The following is an 18,023-nucleotide window of genomic DNA, read 5'->3' on the forward strand; positions in this document are numbered from 1 at the left end:
CGGATTTCGATACTTTAGTGCCAGGGTTCCCTAACGATTGTCAGCGCACTCAGGGCCAGGCAATCTGACGCTCATCATCAACCCAGTGGCTGTGATTAAAAAATCGGTCAAACAGGCGGCGTTCGGCCTGAATCCGGTCAACGTCTGTAAACTCGAAACGAATCGGGCTACCCGGGCTGCGCTGACTCAGTCGGGCACAGTCAAGGCTCGCGACACATCCGATCTTGGGGTACCCGCCGATGGTTTGCCGGTCTTTAAGCAGGACAATAGGTTGGCCATCCGGCGGTATCTGGATCGCACCGTAGGCAATGCCTTCCGAAGCCAGCTTTCGGGTGTCGGCTACCACAGCCGGGCCGTTGAGCTTGTACCCCATACGATTGATGTCGTTACTGACAATGTATTCCGAGGTTTCAAAGGTGCGCCGGGCTATGACACCAAACTGTTCATACTGATAGCCCGGCATCACCTTAACCGTTAATGGCGTTTGATAATCTGGTCGCAGCTCCGCTGGTACCGCACGCCGTGCAGGACCCCCCCCGGCCTTAAAGGCAAGCCGATCGCCCTGTTTCAAGGGCCCGCCATCCAATCCGCCCAGATTTTCGCGCATCACCACTGTGCGACTGCCAAACTGACGAGGTGTTTGCCAACCACCCGCGATACCAAGGTAAGTGCGCAAGCCTGAACGGGCCTGACCAAACCGTATGACATCACCCCGCTGTACGCAGTGACTGCTCCAGTGACTCAGCACCTGACCGTTCATTGTGACCGTCATATCAGCACCGGTAACAGCAATCACGGCATTGGCCGTGAATTCCGCCTCAAACTTGCCCAGCAGTATTTCGATGCAGGCTGCATTTGGCTCATTGTCCAGCAGCTTGTTGGCCCAGCGAAACGCGTGCTCATCCAACGCCCCCCCTTCAGAGAGCCCCTGGCGAAAATATCCGGAACGACCCGCATCCTGAATGGTCGATTGCCATCCCGGATGAAGCACGACCAGCTCAGGCATCCGGTTGCCCCCCTTGCTCAATAAATTCAGAGCGACTGATCGGGATAAAACGGACCCGGTCGCCAACGCTCAACAATGCTGCCTGGCCACTTCGTCCGGAAGGGTCGAACATCACGCGGGGTGTGCGACCGATGATGTTCCAGCCACCGGGCGATGCCATCGGATACACCGCTGTTTGGGCATCTGCAATGCCAACACTCCCCTGTGGTACCTGGCGCCGGGGTGTGCTGTGTCGCGGGGTAGCAATACGCTCGTCCAATTCTCCAAGAAACCCGAATCCCGGGTTAAAGCCAATGGCAAATACCTGGTATTCGCGGGCTGAATGAAGCTCGATAATCTCAGTAATCGACAATGATTTTTGCTGTGCCAGAGCGTCAAGATCGTAGCCGACACTCAGATCGTACCAGACCGGTATCTCAACCAGGCGGCCACCAATGGAATCCGTTCCGCCAACATCAATCGCGCTCAGTATCCGGGTAATTTCCCGCACCATCCATTGGCTATCGACCTGGTTATAGTCGTAGAAGCACAGCAAGGTGGTGTAGGAAGGAATCAGGTCAATAACCAGCGAACCCAATTCAGAGCGAATCGCCGCGACAGCCCGGGCGATAACCGGAATCAGCGCCTCGTCAATGTCGCGACCGAACTCAATCTGGACGGCCTGTTCAGAAACAGCGTGAACACGCATCAAAGTGCACTCAGGGCTTCACGTACAGACCTTGCCGCAGCCAATGAGCTTGCGTTATCGCCATGAATGCACAACGTATCGGCATCGAGATCAAGCCAACGTCCGGTATGAGTTGTTACGCCCCGATCCCGGGCAAAGGAGACCGCCTGGGCCACGATAGCCCCGGCGTCATGTAAAACACTGCCCGCAACAGAACGCGGCACCAGATTGCCGGAGTCGTCATAAGCCCGATCAGCGAAGACCTCAAACATCAGGTCGACACCCAGCGACGCAGCCAACTGTTCATGCTCTGCCCGCTGCGCATTGGCCGCAATCATCACCGGCAGATCGCCGCAGTCCCGCCCGGCTTTCAATACGGTTTCGAGGATGGCCGGGTCCCGCATCATGTCGTTATACAAAGCACCGTGTGGTTTCATATAGCGGACTTTCGTCCCCTGTGCTCGGCACAGACCGTCTAGTGCACCGACCTGGTAAAGCAACAAGGCATGCAGCTCATCCGGTGAACAGGCCATAGAGCGACGCCCAAAGCCGACCAGGTCTGGGTAGGCCGGGTGAGCACCGATCTGCACCTGGTGTTCGCAAGCCAGCTTCACGGTATTGGCCATGATCAGCGGGTCGGATGCATGAAAACCGCAGGCAATATTGGCCAGATCAATTAGCGGCATTACCTCGGCATCCATCCCCATGGTCCAGACACCGAAGCTTTCACCCAGATCACAATTCAGTTTCATGGTGCCTCCTCTTAATTGGAAAAGCGGCCACCTTTAATTAGGTGTTAGCCCGGCCTGAGTTGCGCAATTCGTTACGACCGTCGTGTCAGTGCGCCTCTTCCCAGGAATCCCCGATACCAATATCAACAATCAACGGCACATCCAGGCTGGCGCAATGCTGCATGCGCACCCGCACGCCATCGATCACCGCATCCAGTTCCGACTCGGGCACTTCAAACACCAGTTCATCGTGCACCTGCATCACCATTTTCGCCTTGTAGCGACTTTTATGCAGCCAGTTGGCCACATCGACCATGGCCATCTTGATGATATCGGCTGCGGTGCCTTGCATCGGCGCGTTAATGGCGGTGCGTTCAGCGGCGCGTTTGAGCATCTGTTTGCTGGAGTTGATGTCCGGCAGATAGAGGCGTCGACCGTAAACGGTTTCCACGTAACCAGTTTCGGCGGCTTCGGCCCGGGTTTGCTCCATGTACTTGCGCACGCCGGGGTAGCGTTCGAAATAAGTATCGACATACAGCTTGGCATCGCCCCGGCTAATGCCCAGTTGCTTGGCCAGTCCAAAGGCCGACATGCCATAGATCAGCCCGAAGTTAATCGCCTTGGCCGAACGGCGTTGCTCGGAGGTGACCTCCGATTCTTCCAGCCCCATAATTTCAGCGGCCGTGGCGCGGTGAATGTCTCGCCCTTCCCGGAATGCCTGAATCAGGTTCGCATCTTGCGACAGGTGCGTCATGATGCGCAGTTCAATTTGCGAGTAATCCGCCGCGACAATTTTGTACCCTTTGGGGGCGACAAAACCGCGCCGAATTGAACGACCTTCATCGGAGCGAATCGGGATGTTTTGCAGGTTCGGATCGGTCGACGACAGACGTCCGGTCTGGGCACCGGTCTGATTGTAGCTGGTGTGCAGACGACCGTTGCTTTCTACCAGCTCGGGCAGTGGATCGGTGTAAGTACCCACCAGTTTACGCAGATGGCGATACTGCAAAATCAGCTGCGGCAGTTCGTACCCCTGGGCGGCTAACTCGCTCAATACTTCTTCATTGGTACTGGGTGCACCACTGGCGGTTTTCGCCACCACCGGCAATGCCATTTTGGTAAACAGCACTTCGCCCAGTTGCTTGGGCGAGTCCAGATTGAATTCGGTGCCGACCAGTTCGTGACACTGCGTTTGCAGTGCATCGAGCCGCTCTTTGAAATCGTGACTGAGTTTCCGGATGTAGGCGGTATCGAGCAGAGTGCCGTTGTTTTCCACTTCGGCCAATACTTTTGATAGCGGCTTTTCAATGTGTTCGTAAACACCGGTAATCGACCGGCTGGCCAGGGCCAGATCCAGCCAGTGTGCCAGGCGCGCTGTCAGATCCGCGCGCTCGGCAAACCAGGGGCCAATCTCGGCCGGGTCGGCACTTTGCAGGGGTAGCTGGCGCTTGCCAAACTTGCCCAGGAAATCCTCAATGGTTTTCGGCTGTTTATCGAGGTAGGTGCGAAACAGATTATCCAGCGAGATCGGCGAGAAGTGATTGCTCAGGTCACTGTTGCGACGCACCGTACTGTCGTAAACAAAGGCCATCAGTTGAACATCGAGTGCCAGATTTGCAGCCTCAATGGAGCGCGGCATCAGGACATGCCAGAAGGCTTTAAAATCATAACCGCTTTTACGAACCGCATAGGTCGCGAGCACCGGCGATAGCAATTCAAATACGTCTTCTTCGCTCAGCGTATCGCCCTGTTCCGCCAGTATTGGCACGTAACCGCCCACGCCCGGCTTAACCGCCAAGGCAAACCCGACCAGGGCCGACTGGTGATAGTGTCCCAGCTCCCGAACCGGCAGTACGGTCAGCGTCTGGTGATCTTCTGCCTGCTTTAAAAAAGCGGCCAGCTTGTCTTTGGAATCCAGCAATTGATAGTCGAGGCTTTCGGGCTCTTCAACGTCAGGCGCAGTACCTGCAGCAGCCGACTTGGAGGCTTTGGTTTTTCCCGGCGCAGAGGCAGAAGCCTTTTCCGACGGTTTACCAGAACGGGCCGGGGCTTCTTCACCGCTTAATTCACGCACCCAGGTCTTGAATTCATATTGCTGAAACAGGGCGAGCAGCGCGTCGTTATCCGGCTCCGTTGGCACCAGCTCTTCCAGCCGGACGTCCAGTTCGCAGTCGAGCTTGATCGTCGCCAGTTCATAGCTCAGGTAGGCCTGGTCTTTATGTTCTTCGAGCTTTTTCGACATCGTCTTGGCGCCGCGAAAATCGAGCGTGGCGATTTTATCGAGGTTGGCATAAATGTCATCGAGCCCACCCAGCCCCTGAATCAGTCCAAGCGCGGTTTTCGGACCCACGCCTGGCACGCCGGGAATGTTGTCGACCTTGTCGCCCATCAGCGCGAGGTAGTCGATCATCAGCTCAGGCCCGAAACCGTATTTCTCGGTCATGCCGGCGACGTCCAGCTTTTCGTTCTTCATGGTATCGAGCAGCGTCACATGCTCGCTGACCAGTTGCGCCATGTCTTTGTCGCCGGTACTGACCACGCACTCACAGCCGCTGTGGGTGGCCTGATAGGCCAGCGTGCCAATGACGTCATCGGCTTCAACGCCCGGCACACAGAGCAGCGGCAGGCCCATGGCCCGAATAATGGTGTGAATCGGGTCGATCTGCACCCGCAGTTCATCCGGCATCGGCGGCCGGTTGGCCTTGTAGTCTTCGTAGAGGTCGTTGCGGAAGGTCGGCCCCTTGGCGTCGAACACCACGGCGATGCGACTGTCCGGATAATCGCTGACCAGCTTGCGCACCATGGAGATCACCCCACGAATGGCATTGGTCGGGGTGCCGTCACTGGTCGAGAGGTTCTGGATCGCAAAAAAAGCCCGAAACAGATAGGAGGAACCGTCCACCAGGACAATCGGCGCGCTGGGATTCGTAACCATGGAAGTCTCTTCTTTAAAATTCTAGCTGCATCTTACCACCTGAATTTTGGAACTTCACAACACAGTGAGTGAGAGTAAATCACATGCCGAGTACCGGCTGCCGGGTAGGCCTCTGCGGGGTAGTCCGCAGCAGGGATGCTGCGGTCTAGGCCCCACGGATGGGTTTACGCCGCCCCCGCAGAGGCCTACCCGGTAGCCGGTACGGACTCGTGCCCCCGTAGTTGACCCAGCCTCTGCTGCCCAAAAGGCAGCGACAACTCATCTTTTTCACGGTGGGCTTGGCTGTACAGTCGGTTTATACTCCCGCCTCCATAACGCAACGCAGTGCCAGTATGTCTGTATTTACTGAACTCAGCCGGGAAGACATCGAAACCCTGCTCGACGCTTATACCTTGGGTCACTATGCAGACCATCAGGGCATCAGTGCGGGCACCGAGAACACCAACTACTTTGTCGATACCGATCTCGGCCAGTTCGTGTTAACCGTGTTTGAAAAGCACCAGCCCGAGGAACTGCCCTTCTTTCTGGCCCTGGGCGAGCACCTGCACGACGCTCACTGTGCCGTGCCGCAGCCGTTTCGCACCGCCGAAGGTGAGTTTATGGTTCAGCTGTACGGCAAACCGGCGGTATTGTTCGAGCGGGTAGCGGGCCAGCACCAGCAACCCAGTCTGGCGCATGCAGCGACGGTGGCGGGGGCCCTGGGTAAAATACACCAGAGTACCGGCCTGTTTTCCGGCAATCGCGCACACAGCCATGGCATTAGCTGGATTCGGGCGCAGCAGCAAGGCCTCGGCCCAGAGCTTGGCGAAGACGACTCGGCCCTGCTGGAGAGCGCCATGGGTCGGCTTGAAACCCTTGACCGGGGCCTGCCTCAGGGCGTCATCCATGCCGACCTGTTTCACGACAATGCGCTGTTTGATGAAGACGGCCTGGCGGGCATCATCGACTGGTACTTCGCCGGTATCGACCTCTACGCACTGGATATCGCCACCTGCCTGATCGACTGGTGCTTGAACAGCCAGGGCCTACCCGATCCCGCCCAGGTGGCAAACTTTGTCAGCCATTACGAACAGACCCGCCCCTTGAAACCCGAAGAGCGTGCAGCCATACCAGACCTTACGATACAAGCCGCCACCCGCTTCTGGTTAAGCAGGGAGCTGGCGCTGCGTGCCCACACAGGCACGGGTAATGTCACCCAGAAAGACCCGCACCAGATGAAACGCATCGTCAGCCACTTGCTCCAGAACCCGCTGACCGGGCTGTAACCCACTATACTGTTCCGGACGAACCGGAACGCAGAATCCACAGCGCCGCAGCGTCGGTTTACCGGCGGCTGCGTGTGTATCGCCGACGCCCTGGAAGGCCCGGCCATTAATGAACCGGGGGTAAACCCCGATAGGACCTGTGAATGAAACGAAGTACCGTAAATGCCTCCGTCACCCCCAAAGGCAGCCTGGAAGTGCTGTCTCAGCGGGAAGTGCAAAAACTGAAGTCGGCCGGTGAGAATGGCCTCTATGAGCTGTTCCGCCGCTGCGCCCTGGCCATTCTGAATACGGGCTCGACCAGCGACAACGCGAAAACCATCCTCGAAACCTATCCGGATTTCCAGATCGAGATCGTGCAACAGGACAGAGGCATACGCCTGAACCTGCGCCATGCCCCGGCCGATGCCTTTGTCGACGGCGAAATGATTGCCTCAACCCGGGAAATGCTGTTTTCGGCACTGCGCGATATTGTCTACACCGCCAGCGAACTGGAGAGCAAACGGGTTGATTTTGAGTCCAGCGATGGCATCAGCGACTACGTCTTCCACCTGCTGCGCAATGCCCAGTCGCTGCATGCCGGTGAAGAGCCGCGTATGGTGGTTTGCTGGGGCGGTCATTCCATTGGCCACGAAGAGTACGAATACACAAAGGAAGTTGGCCACGAACTGGGGCTGCGTGGCATGGATATCTGCACCGGCTGCGGGCCGGGCGTGATGAAGGGGCCGATGAAAGGCGCTGCCATCGCCCATGCCAAGCAGCGCATTCGCCAGGGTCGCTATCTGGGCCTGACCGAGCCGGGCATTATTGCCGCCGAAGCCCCCAACCCTATCGTCAATGAGCTGGTGATTCTGCCCGACATTGAAAAGCGCCTAGAAGCCTTTGTGCGGGTCGGCCACGGCATTCTGATCTTCCCCGGCGGCGCCGGTACGGCAGAAGAGTTGCTGTATCTGCTTGGCATTCTGCTGCATCCGTCAAACGCAGACCTGCCTTTCCCGCTGATTCTGACCGGCCCGAAATCGGCGGAGCCCTACTTTCAGCAGTTGCACGAGTTCATCGCCCGCACCCTGGGGTATGCCGCTCAGCAGCGCTACAAAATCATCATCGGCGACCATGCTCAGGCAGCGCGGGAAATGGTGCTGGGCATTGAGCAGGTGCGCGTCTTCCGCCGCACCAAGGCCGACGCTTACCATTTCAACTGGCAGATGCACATCGATCACGAATACCAGCGCCCGTTTGAGCCCACCCACGCCAACATGGCCAAGCTGGAATTGCGCAAAGACATGCCGGTTCACCTGCTGGCAGCCAACCTGCGCCGGGCCTTCAGCGGCATTGTGGCCGGTAACGTCAAAGAGCAGGGCATTCGCCTGATCGAGCAGCACGGCCCCTATGAAATCAACGGTGACCAGGACATCCTGGAGCCGCTCGACAACCTGCTCGAAGCCTTCGTCAAGCAACACCGGATGAAATTGCCGGGCACTGAGTACATTCCCTGCTACGTCATCGGGAAAAAACAAACAGCCTGAGGTCCTGACCCCAGGAGGGGTCAGGTTGGGTAATCCCTAAAACACCCACGAAAAAAAACGACTAGGCTGTACAGAAACCCCGCGAGCAGGATAAGGACCTGAGCAACGTGGTGAGCCAGACAGTCACAGCAAACCATTCCAGCAATCTGCCGGAGGCCGTCTGATGCGTACTCAGCGGTGGCTTCTGGCAGTGGGCCTGGTGCTGGCCTGCCTGGCCTCTGCGACTGAGCTACCGCCGGTTCAATGGGCTGGCGAACCCCGGTTGGACCTGACCGGGGGCTTGTCGGCCCGCCTGGTCACCACCCGCACCGCTGCCGATACCAGGCCCGCTTTCGAACCGATAAACACCTTGCCGCTGAGCGGTTACCAGGCAACAGGCACCCTGCTCCAATTCAAACTGGCAGTGCAAAACACCACCTCAGACCCGCAAACACTCTGGCTCTATGTCGACGACCCCATCCTCAACACCCTGACATTGAGTTATGACGACACCCGCTTCCAGGTCGGCGAGTCACTGCCATTCAGCAAACGGCCACTGGCCTTGAATGGCTACGGCTTTGTCGTGAACTTTGCCCCCGGAGAAATCAAGACCATTGAAGGCGAAGGCACCGGAACCCTGATCAGCCTGCCCCTGACGCTCTGGCAACCCGAAGCCCTGATGGCCAAAACCCAGGTTTCCGGCTTCAGAGACATGCTGTTCTTCGGGATGATGCTCGCGCTGACCCTCTTCACTCTGTTGTTTTACACCGCCACCCGAGTTAGAGCCTATCTGGCGTTCAGCCTGTTCGCCCTGTTCCTGACGCTCTGCCTGAGCCTGCTGTTCGGCTATGCACAGCGCTTTTTCTGGCCCCAGTGGCCAGCCCTAAGCGCACCTATGGCTGCCGTCTCGCTCTATGCCATGGTTGGCTTTTTTGCCTGGATGGCGCCTCAGATGATTGGCAATCGGCATCAGCCGGCGTGGCTGAGCCAGTCAATGAACTGGGCACTGGGTGGGCTGGTCGGCCTGGGGCTGGTGTTTCTGATCGTTTCGAACCGACCGTTGCTGATGGCCTGGCCCGTCGTCTGGAGTCTGGGTGCCGTGCTCATTCTGACGCTGATGCTCATAGTCGAACTGCGTCACGGCTCGCGCCGGGCATTGCGCTTTTCCATCGCCTGGTCACCGATGATCATGGCTCTGTTGTTGCTGGCTGGCAGTGCCTTTGGCTGGATACCCTATTCCCAGCGCCTGATATCGCTGGTGTTGCTGGGGGTCGTGCTCAGTACCTTGTTGTTCGCGACCATCATTACCCTCTATCTGCGCGAATCCATTCTGAAGCGCCAGCGTCTGGAACAGGAGACACTGCGCTTTAAAACCGAGCAGGCGGCAGAGCTGAAACGAGAGGTAGATAGACGTACGGCAGAACTGACCGAGAGCAACCGCCGGCTGAACCAGTTGGCTCTGACCGACCCGTTAACCGGCCTGCCCAATAGACGCCACCTGGATGACTTCGGTGACATCGCCAAGCGTCTCAGCATCGAAACCGGCAAGCCGTTGCGAGTCGCCATCATGGATCTGGACTACTTCAAGACCGTAAACGACACCCTGGGCCACGATGTCGGCGATGTGGTGCTGAACCAGCTGGCCTGCCTGCTCAGAGCCGAATGCATGGACACCCCCATCGAGGCAAGGCTCGCGGGCCGGGTCGGTGGCGAGGAGTTTTCAATGATCAGCTACGGAGAGCGCGAAACAGACTTTGAACAACGCTTGCAACGCTTGCGCCAGACCATCGCCGCTCTTGAGATTCCGGAACTGCAAGGCAAGTACATAACGATCAGCATCGGTTGGGCCGATGTTGGGCCGACGGGCAGCATCTCCGGCGCCTTCCGTCGGGCCGACCAGGCGCTGTACCAGGCCAAGGAGTCGGGCCGGAATAAGGTTGTCGCCGACCGGTGGCTGGGTTCGCCTACAGCGTCCCGTAGCCTCCGGACCGATACGTCGGGTACTGCCACTCGAAGCCCGTCGCGGCCAAACGATCACTGAGCAGCCGCTTTCCGCCGGCCACCTCGGGCACGCTGCGCAGTGTTGGGTACCCCTGTTGTTCGCGCAGGTAGTTCAGCACCTCATAGAGCGGTGCTGACTGGCGATCCGTCACCAGATAGCGGCTGCTCAGCGTCGATGTAAACGCAAGATGCACCAGAGCAGCGGCCGCGTCTTCGATGTGAATCCGGTTGGTCCAGTGGTTGGTCTGCGGTGGCGTGGTGTCGGCGTTCAGGGCCATACGCCGCAACCAGTCGCGATCCGGCCCATAAATGCCACTCAGTCTGGCGACCGCTGTTTCAACCGGCAGCCGGTCGACCGCCGCTTCCATTTCGGCCAGACAATCACCGCCCCAGTCACTGGGGTGAATCGGGCTGTCTTCCGTCAGTTCACGGCCGTCGTTGGCACCGTACACCCGGGAAGACCCGACCACGATGACCCGCTCCGGCGGCGTGCGCCAGTGCTGCAAACTCCGCCCGAGCTGCTGCACCGGCTGCACGTAGCCACGGCGGTAGCCCTCGGCATCCCGCTGCGCTGCCGACAGGGCGATGATCACCACCTCGGCACCGACATCCGGCCAGGGCTCTATGGCCAAATCAACGCTGCGTTGCTCGAACCCCAACGCCGGGTCCGCTGCCGAACGGCGTAACCCGGTCACGGTTGCACCAGCGTCCAGCAGGCGCCGGGCGACCCGGCGATTCAAATCTCCCACCCCGGCAAGCAAGAACCGACCTGGCATATCATTACCCTCTTGTATCGAAAATGAGTTTTCGATAGCTTATAGCAAATAGGTAGCCAACCATACCCGGGGCCACATTCAGGTGCCCGCGTTGTTGATTTGCACTCCTCTTCTTTGCACCCATCAGGATACGCCCTCATGACGCTTACAGAATTGCGCTACATCGTCGCACTGGCCCAGGAACGTCATTTTGGCAAGGCGGCGGAACGCTGCTTCGTAGCCCAGCCCACGCTCAGTGTCGCGATCAAGAAACTGGAAGACCGGCTCGGCGTCGCTATTTTCGAACGCGGCAAATCTGGCGTTCAGGTCACTCCGGTCGGGCAGCGCATCGTTGAACAGGCCCAGCGTGTACTGGAAGAGAGCCACAAGATCGAAGATCTGGCGCATGCTGGCAAGAACCAGCTGTCGAGCCCGCTGAAGCTCGGCGTTATTTATACCGTCGGGCCCTACTTGCTGCCACACATCATTCCCCAATTGCGCCAGCTCGCGCCGGAAATGCCCCTGGAGATTGAAGAAAACTTCACCTCCAACCTGCGCCATCGGCTGCGCGATGGCCTGCTCGATGCCATCATCATCGCCCTGCCGTTCAACGAGCCGGACGTACTGACCAAGCCGATGTTTGATGAAGACTTCGAGATCCTGCTGCCCAGTGGCCACCCGCTGACCAAACGCAAGAGCATCCCGGCCGAGGAGCTGATTCAGGAGCCCTTGCTGTTGCTCGGTGAAGGCCACTGCTTCCGCGATACAATTTTCACGGCCTGCCCGAACATCGCTTCGGCCTCGCGCGACCCGAAAGGCCGCATCCGCACCATGGCCGATGGCAGTTCACTGGAAACGCTGCGGCATATGGTCGCGTCTAACCTGGGCATTACCATTTTGCCGCAATCGGCGACGGGTTCGCGTTTGTACAACGACGAACTGGTGTCGGTGCGCCCCTTTGCCAACCACGTGCCCCGGCGCACGGTCGCCCTGGCCTGGCGTGCCAGCTTCCCGCGGCCCAAAGCAATCGATCTGCTGGAAACCTGCGTGCGTCAGTGCAACATTGGCTCCAATGCAGCTTGAAGATCCGATCAGCCGGTTAACCGGGGTTGGCCCGAAGCTGGCTGAAAAGTGCCAGTCGATCGGGCTTAACAGCATCGGCGATTTGCTGTTTCATCTGCCCTACAAATACCAGGACCGGACCCGAATCACCCCCATTGGCAAGTTGCAGCTGGGCATGGCCGTGGTGGTTCAGGGCCAGGTGCGCGGCTCCCAGGTGTTGTTTGGCCGCCGCCGCAGCCTGATCTGCCGGTTGTCGGACGGCACCGGGCTGATCAGCATGCGCCTGTTTCATTTCACCAAGGCGCAGCAAATGCGGTTGAGCGAAGGCACCCACCTGCGCCTCTACGGTGAAGTGCGCATGGGCTCGACCGGGCTGGAGATGATGCACCCGGAATACGTCGCGCGCGATGACGACCAGTTCCCACCCCTCGACAACACCCTGACCCCGCTGTACCCCAGCAGCGAAGGCCTGAACCAGAACCGGCTGCGCACTCTGGTCGAACAGGCCATCACGGCGCTGAAGCGCCAGGGTGGCCTGGCCGAATGGGTACCGCCCGACTGGCTGGCCGGTTGGGGTTTGCCATCGCTGACCGACGCGCTGCTCACCTTGCACCACCCCCACTCCAGCAGTGATACCCAGGCCCTGCTGGATGGCCTGCATCCGGCGCAACAGCGGCTGGCGCTTGAAGAACTGCTGGCACACCACCTGAGCCTGATGCTGATTCGTCAGAAAACCCAGGCCAACGGTGCACCGGCCATACCGCCCAGTAATACGCTGGTTACCGGCCTGTTGCGCCAGCTACCCTTTCAACTGACCGGCGCCCAGCAACGGGTTGCCGGCGAGATCCAGAAAGACATGGGGCTTAGCCTGCCCATGCTGCGACTGGTGCAGGGTGATGTCGGCTCCGGTAAAACGCTGGTCGCTATGGTCGCTGCACTGCAAGCGATCGAGGCCGGGTTTCAGGTCGCGCTGATGGCACCGACCGAACTGCTTGCCGAGCAGCATTTTCGCACCCTGCAGCAATGGGCCGAGCCGCTCGGCGTGCGCTGTTCACTGCTGCTAGGCAAACAGGGCAAACGCCAGCGTGAAGCCATACTGGCTGAACTGGCCGACGGCACCACCCAGTTGATGATCGGCACCCACGCCCTGTTTCAGGCGGGGGTCGAATACCATCGCCTGGGGCTGGTGATCATTGACGAACAACACCGCTTTGGCGTGCATCAGCGCCTGGCGTTAAAAGAAAAAGCCCGCGATGGCCTGCCGCATCAGCTCACCATGACCGCCACGCCCATTCCACGCACCCTGGCGATGACCGCCTACGCCGACCTGGATGTTTCCATCATCGACGAACTCCCACCCGGGCGCACCCCCGTTACCACCACGGTGATCAGCCAGGAGCGGCGGGATGCGGTGATTCGCCGGGTCGACGCAGCCTGCGAGTCCGGCCGGCAGGTCTACTGGGTGTGTACGCTGATTGAGGAATCGGAAGAACTCCAGGCCGAGGCCGCCGAAGAAACCGCCGATGTGCTGCAACGCTGCTTACCGGCAAGGCGCGTCGGGCTGTTGCACGGCCGTATGAAACCGGCCGACAAGACCCGGCTAATGGCCTCCTTCAAAGACCGTCAACTGGACATTCTGGTGGCCACCACTGTCATCGAAGTGGGCGTCGATGTGCCCAATGCCTCGGTGATGATCATTGAGAATCCGGAACGGCTGGGGTTGGCGCAACTGCATCAGCTGCGTGGCCGGGTCGGGCGTGGCACCATAGACAGTCACTGCCTGCTGATGTTTGGCAGCCCGCTATCGGAACAGGGCAAGCAACGTCTGGACGTTATGCGCTCAACCAGCGATGGGTTCGTGATTGCCGAAGAAGATTTGAAATTACGCGGCCCGGGTGAAGTGCTGGGCACACGCCAGACCGGGGCCATGGCATTTCGCGTCGCCGACCTGGAGCGTGATCGCAACTGGCTGACTGTGGTGCCAGAGCTCGCCCACCGGTTACAGACAGAATACCCAAGCCACATCTCACCTCTGGTTGAGCGATGGTTGTTTAACGCAGACCGGTATGCCCAAGTGTGACGCACGTCGCTTTTACAGTGATGCCCTCACCGTTATTGACCCGGAATGGCACCCCATTACGAATAATGATCTAAACTCCAGAAACCAAATTGAAGGATTCATACTCAATGGCGAGTCCCATGGCCGAGCCCCACAACAAAGACCTCCCTTTTCTGGTCAAACAGCATTTGCGCAAACACAGTATCGCTCATGAGATAGACGCAGACGGACATAGTGGCATCCGCGCTGAAGTGGCGCTATTGAGGGACACCTTCGGCCTGGTTCAGATTTTCTTTTGCTCAGACACCCTGCTCGATCTGGAGAAGGTCAAACGCCTGACTGGGCGGCAGCTGCAACCCCTGGCCCTGCCGGAAATCAACAAGATCAAGCTGAAACTCTCAGTCAGTACGCTACCTGCCTTTGATGATTTAATGGAAGCGGAAACCCTGATCGATGAGCGCCTGTATCAGCTTGAGGAAGTGTTCGTTTACAGCGGCAGCCGTAACGGACTCATTCGCCTGGCCAATGCCCAGTTGCTAAAACACAAAGACACCACCCGCGTAGCCGATTTATGCGAACCCCTGCCCAGCATCCGCCCGGACCAGGGCATCGATTTGTTCGAACAGGATCGCGAGCTCATACACCGCTCGCTGAACAGCTTCACCGCCCTGCGCATACGCCAGCGCATCGAAGAGACACTGGAGATTCCACCGCTGCCTGCGACAGCCCAGGCCATTATTAAATTGCGCGTCGACCCGGATGCCGACATCAGCAAACTCAGCCGCATTGTTGAAAATGACCCGAGCCTCGCCGCCCAGGTCGTCAGTTGGGCCAGTTCGTCCTATTACGCCGCGCCGGGGTCAATAAAGTCGGTTCAGGATGCGATTGTCCGGGTGCTGGGTTACGACCTGGTGATGAACCTGTCGCTCGGCCTTGCGCTCGGCAAAACACTCGATCTGCCCAGCGACAACGCCGAAGGCTTTGCGCCCTTCTGGACCAAAGCCGTTTACGTCGCCGCCGCCAGTGGCGCCCTGTTGTCGTTGATTCCACGCGAATTCAGGCCCGGCTTCGGCCTCGTGTACCTCACCGGTCTGCTGCACAACTTTGGCTACCTGGTGCTGTCGCACGCCTTCCGGCCGCATTTCTCAGCCGTCTGCCGGATGCGGGAAGCCAACCGCCACCTGCCTCACCAGTTTGTCGAACAACACCTGCTCGGCATCTCCGGCGACCAGATTGCCGCCTACCTGATGAAAAGCTGGCAAATGCCGAGCGAAGTCTGCCTGGGCATACGCTACCAGGCCGAACCCGACTACCTGGGCACCGGCTCCGATCACGCCCAGATGGTCTATCTGGCCAACAACCTGCTCCAACGATACGGTTTACTGCCCGGCGAAAACCAGCCGCTGGATCCCTCTGTCTACCAGCACCTGCACATCAATCCGGATGAGGTGGACGACATCATGGAAACCCTCGTGGCCTCCCGGGATCAGATCGAAGGCATTATCAGCGGGCTGGAAAACTAGCGGGCGTCATTGACGCCAGGCTGGAAACTGCGTTCAATGGGTATCCTCTGACTCAACCTTGTATTTGAGCCTGTCGATGCCCAAGCCCGCCCCTTCCCTGCCCGACTACCGTAACCGCTTTAACCGGGGGTTGTGGCTGCGTGAACGCAAGCGCGATCTGTTGGGCTTTTTTGAAAGCCGGAGCATTGTTATTGGCCCCATCGACCCGGACCCCTATTGGGCCAAGGTGCCCTTTGTGTCGATCTGGCGCGTCAGCAGCCTGGGAACACCCGGTTTCGATGGCTGGTACGGGCTGGCGGGTGACCACCCCTGCGACATCGTCGGCATCAACAACCTGGTCGATCACCCACGGGAAATTCTGCGCTATTTTTCCAGCAAGTGGCTGTATGCCGCGCAACGGTTAAAGCAAGGTGATGACTACGGTGATTTCAGAATTGAGCAAATAGCCGACCGACCCAAGGTCGGCCGGCTGATCGAAGACCGGGCGCTGCGGTTGCAGCGCTGGGTAGACGAAGCGTCCCTCTGGGATTGAACCGCGCCCGCTCGATTAAGGGGCAGACAACCTATCCGCCATTGTGTATACTCCGCGCCCCGTTTTTACCATAAGCTGAACGATATCGTTCGGCCTGAAGGGAGCCTATTTGACCGATTCCTGCCTTGTCTGGGAATACGCCGGTTTACCGGTACGACTCGAAAGCGGCTCCTTCATGAAGCCCGGGTACGCGTGGTGCGACCCCTCGAGGATGTGTTCTGAATGACTGATACCCCCCGTTTTGATCAACTGGGCCTGGCGCCCAATGTACTTGAAAACCTGACCAAGCTTGGCTACGAAACCCCGACGCCGATTCAACAGCAGGCCATTCCTGCCATCGTGGCGGGTAAAGACGTACTGGGCCTGGCCCAGACCGGCACCGGTAAGACCGCCGCCTTTGCTTTGCCGCTGCTGAGCATCATGGACAGCAAAGTCCAGGCGCCCCAAACCCTGGTGCTGTGTCCGACCCGCGAACTGGCCATTCAGGTGGCCGAGGCGTTCCAGTCGTATGCCAAAGGCTCTGCCGGCTTTAACGTTCTGCCGATTTACGGCGGTGCGGACATGCGCAACCAGCTGCGCGGCCTGAAACAGAACCCTCAGGTCATCGTCGGTACGCCGGGCCGGGTCATGGACCACTTGCGTCGCAATTCGCTCGACCTGACCAACCTCAAGCACCTGGTGCTCGACGAAGCCGACGAAATGCTGCGCATGGGCTTCGTTGAAGACATCGACTGGATTCTGGAACACACCCCGGCCGACAAGCAGGTTGCCCTGTTCTCAGCCACCATGATTCAGCAGGTCAAACGCCTGACCCAGCAGTACCTGAAAGACCCGATACGCATTGAAATTCAGGCCAGCCAGGCAGCCCTTGAGAAGATCGAGCAGTTCGTCTGGCACGTCGGCGGCATCGACAAGCTCGAAGCCCTGACCCGAATTCTGGAAGTGGAAGAGTGGAACGCGGCGATTCTGTTCGTGCGCACCAAGGTTGAAAGCCAGTTTCTGGCCGACAAGCTGGCCGCCCGTGGCCACGCCTGTACCGCGCTGAGTGGCGACGTTGCCCAGAAGCAGCGTGAAGACATCATCAACCAGTTCAAGAGCGGTAAGCTCGACCTGGTGATTGCTACCGACGTGGCCGCCCGTGGCCTCGACGTTGAACGCATCAGCCACGTCATCAACTGGGACATTCCCGGCGATGTACAGACCTACACCCACCGCATCGGCCGTACCGGCCGTGCCGGTCGCAGTGGCAAGGCGATCATGTTCGTCAAGCCGCGCGAGCGTCGCTTGCTGCGCGATATCGAACGCGTGACCAAGCAGCAACTGAAGCCTTACCCGCTGCCAAGCGCTGCCCAGTTGAGCGACCACCGCGCCGGCCAGTTCAAGGCCGATGTGCTGGAGCGCATTGAAAGCGCCGATTTGACCTTTTTCCGCGCCATGATCGATGGCTGGGTCGAGAACACGGAAACCCCGGTCGATGCGCGCGATCTGGCTGCTGCGCTGGCAATGATGGCACAGGAAGACAAGCCGCTGCAGATTCCGGAAGATCCGAAGCCGCGTCCGACTCGCGACCGTGATGACCGCCCGGGCCGCGATGGCAAACCCCGTCCGGAACGTGGTGCCAAGCGTGACCGCCCGCTGGATTACGACGCCCAGAAATACCGTCTCGATGTAGGCCGTAAAGACGGCGTTGAGCCGGGCCACATTGTTGGCGCCATTGCCAATGAAGCCGGCATCGAAGGCCGCTTCATCAACAACATCAGCATTCAGGAACAGTACACCCTGGTCGACCTGCCCACCGGCATGCCCAAGGAAATTCTGGAACAGCTGAAAAAGACCCGCGTCAAAGGCCGCCCCATGGCCCTGCGTGCCTGGGAAGACAGCCCGGCCGGCGCACCGGCACGGCGCAAGCCCGCTGGCGACCGCAAGCCGCGCAAACCCCGCAAAGTTGACTAGTACCTGCGCTTCGCGCTCATAAAAAAAGCGAC

The 18,023-nt window shown here is 59.1% G+C and carries 13 protein-coding genes; 8 read left to right on the plus strand and 5 right to left on the minus strand.

Annotation, left to right across the window (positions count from 1 at the left end; translation table 11 throughout):
• Positions 1 to 49: 49 nt before the first annotated feature.
• The 4 genes from ACHUE7_RS20125 to polA all read right to left on the minus strand — a co-directional run bounded on the left by ACHUE7_RS20125 (position 50) and on the right by polA (position 5,339).
• On the minus strand, positions 50 to 1,006 hold the full coding sequence (locus ACHUE7_RS20125; protein ID WP_394171650.1) for a 5-oxoprolinase subunit C family protein: 957 nt from the start codon (positions 1,004 to 1,006) through the stop codon (positions 50 to 52).
• Complete coding sequence (pxpB, locus tag ACHUE7_RS20130; RefSeq protein WP_394171651.1) at positions 999 to 1,694, minus strand: 5-oxoprolinase subunit PxpB; 696 nt, start codon at positions 1,692 to 1,694, stop codon at positions 999 to 1,001. Before pxpB ends, ACHUE7_RS20125 begins: the two co-directional genes overlap by 8 nt.
• Positions 1,694 to 2,425 carry a 5-oxoprolinase subunit PxpA gene (locus ACHUE7_RS20135; RefSeq protein WP_394171652.1) on the minus strand — a complete coding sequence of 244 codons (732 nt, stop codon included), beginning with the start codon at positions 2,423 to 2,425 and terminating at the stop codon, positions 1,694 to 1,696. Before ACHUE7_RS20135 ends, pxpB begins: the two co-directional genes overlap by 1 nt.
• A gap of 85 nt (positions 2,426 to 2,510) precedes the next feature.
• Complete coding sequence (gene polA / locus ACHUE7_RS20140; protein WP_394171653.1) at positions 2,511 to 5,339, minus strand: DNA polymerase I; 2,829 nt, start codon at positions 5,337 to 5,339, stop codon at positions 2,511 to 2,513.
• 332 nt (positions 5,340 to 5,671) lie between these two features.
• Here polA and ACHUE7_RS20145 point away from each other — a divergent pair, with 332 nt between their 5' ends.
• From ACHUE7_RS20145 to ACHUE7_RS20155, 3 genes are all read left to right on the plus strand, one after another.
• Positions 5,672 to 6,604, plus strand: coding sequence for a homoserine kinase (locus ACHUE7_RS20145; RefSeq protein ID WP_394171654.1), 933 nt, complete (start codon positions 5,672 to 5,674; stop codon positions 6,602 to 6,604).
• A gap of 143 nt (positions 6,605 to 6,747) precedes the next feature.
• On the plus strand, positions 6,748 to 8,127 hold the full coding sequence (gene ppnN / locus ACHUE7_RS20150; RefSeq protein WP_394171655.1) for a nucleotide 5'-monophosphate nucleosidase PpnN: 1,380 nt from the start codon (positions 6,748 to 6,750) through the stop codon (positions 8,125 to 8,127).
• A gap of 163 nt (positions 8,128 to 8,290) precedes the next feature.
• On the plus strand, positions 8,291 to 10,147 hold the full coding sequence (locus tag ACHUE7_RS20155) for a sensor domain-containing diguanylate cyclase (protein ID WP_394171656.1): 1,857 nt from the start codon (positions 8,291 to 8,293) through the stop codon (positions 10,145 to 10,147).
• Here ACHUE7_RS20155 and ACHUE7_RS20160 read toward each other — a convergent pair.
• Positions 10,071 to 10,883: a Rossmann-fold NAD(P)-binding domain-containing protein gene (locus ACHUE7_RS20160; protein WP_394171657.1), complete on the minus strand. Its 813-nt coding sequence runs from the start codon at positions 10,881 to 10,883 to the stop codon at positions 10,071 to 10,073. The two genes, ACHUE7_RS20155 and ACHUE7_RS20160, sit on opposite strands and share 77 nt — an antisense overlap.
• Positions 10,884 to 11,021: 138 nt before the next feature.
• Here ACHUE7_RS20160 and ACHUE7_RS20165 point away from each other — a divergent pair, with 138 nt between their 5' ends.
• From ACHUE7_RS20165 to ACHUE7_RS20185, 5 genes are all read left to right on the plus strand, one after another.
• Positions 11,022 to 11,945, plus strand: a complete 924-nt coding sequence (locus ACHUE7_RS20165) for a hydrogen peroxide-inducible genes activator (RefSeq protein ID WP_348477643.1) — start codon at positions 11,022 to 11,024, stop codon at positions 11,943 to 11,945.
• Entirely contained in the window at positions 11,935 to 14,004 is a 2,070-nt protein-coding gene (gene recG / locus ACHUE7_RS20170) for an ATP-dependent DNA helicase RecG (protein WP_394171658.1), read from the plus strand. The genes ACHUE7_RS20165 and recG overlap by 11 nt, the downstream gene beginning before the upstream one ends.
• A 107-nt stretch (positions 14,005 to 14,111) precedes the next feature.
• Positions 14,112 to 15,506 (plus strand): aminoacyl-tRNA deacylase and HDOD domain-containing protein, encoded by a 1,395-nt coding sequence (locus tag ACHUE7_RS20175; protein ID WP_394171659.1) that lies wholly within the window; start codon positions 14,112 to 14,114, stop codon positions 15,504 to 15,506.
• Positions 15,507 to 15,582: 76 nt separating this feature from the next.
• Positions 15,583 to 16,038 carry a DUF4826 family protein gene (locus ACHUE7_RS20180; protein ID WP_394171660.1) on the plus strand — a complete coding sequence of 152 codons (456 nt, stop codon included), beginning with the start codon at positions 15,583 to 15,585 and terminating at the stop codon, positions 16,036 to 16,038.
• A gap of 222 nt (positions 16,039 to 16,260) precedes the next feature.
• Entirely contained in the window at positions 16,261 to 17,991 is a 1,731-nt protein-coding gene (locus tag ACHUE7_RS20185) for a DEAD/DEAH box helicase (protein ID WP_394171661.1), read from the plus strand.
• The last annotated feature ends 32 nt before the right edge of the window (positions 17,992 to 18,023 follow it).

The organism is Saccharospirillum alexandrii, from assembly GCF_043641555.1.
Taxonomy (GTDB): domain Bacteria; phylum Pseudomonadota; class Gammaproteobacteria; order Pseudomonadales; family Natronospirillaceae; genus Saccharospirillum; species Saccharospirillum alexandrii_A.